Here is a 741-nt window from a genome sequence, read left to right as displayed (position 1 = left end):
CTCCGGGCCGGGCCGGGCCGTGAGCCGGGCAGCCGGGCAGTCGGGCAGTCGGGCAGCCGGGCAGCCGGGTACGCGGAGGCTGCCGCGGGACCGTGCGGTCCCGCGGCAGCTGCGCCGTGGATCGGGGTCCCCTCGGGTGGGATCCCGCTCCGTTCCTCCGTCCGGCCTGTCGCGGGGGCCGGTCGGACGTGCGCGCCGGCCGTCGGGTCGGCCGCGCGCACGGGTCTAGTCGGGCGGGCTCCCCGCCTCCGCGCGGATCCACGAGCGCATGGCGTCCATGCTCCGCTCGCCCACCTCGCCGAGCTCCGGGAGCAGCCCGTCGGCGCCGGCCTGGTCGGCGGCGCGGATCGCGTGCTCGAGCCGTCCCGCCACGTCGCTGAGCCGCAGCGCGCCGACCATCGCCGCCGAGCTCTTCACGCTCAGGCACGCGTCGAGCGCGGCCGTGCGGTCGCCGACGCGCACGGCGGCGGCCAGGCGGTCCCAGCGGCTCGGCCACAGGTCGACGAAGAAGCGCAGGAAGTCCACGCAGGCGTGCTGGCCGTCCGTGAGCGATCCGGGGCACGCGGGCTCCGGCGACGCGGGGGCGGAAGTCGGGGCGCCGACCGGACGGGGGGATCCGGCCGGCGCCTGCCCGCGACCGGGTGCGGGGGCACCACGGGTCGCGAGGCTGTCGTCCGGACGGGGGGATCCGGACGACGGGTTCCCGCGACGCGGCTCGGGGTGGCCGCGCGGCGGGGTCAC

Annotated in this window: 1 protein-coding gene; it reads right to left on the bottom strand. The window is 79.6% G+C overall.

Features of this window, described 5'->3' with window-relative positions:
• Positions 1-225 precede the first annotated feature (225 nt).
• The coding region (locus DZG00_RS16085; RefSeq protein WP_199689844.1) for an Hpt domain-containing protein at positions 226-741 on the bottom strand (516 nt) is incomplete at its 5' end.

Origin of the sequence: Clavibacter lycopersici, assembly GCF_003576405.1 — a bacterium.
Classification (GTDB): domain Bacteria; phylum Actinomycetota; class Actinomycetes; order Actinomycetales; family Microbacteriaceae; genus Clavibacter; species Clavibacter lycopersici.
This window is presented reverse-complemented; position numbering and strand designations above follow the sequence as displayed.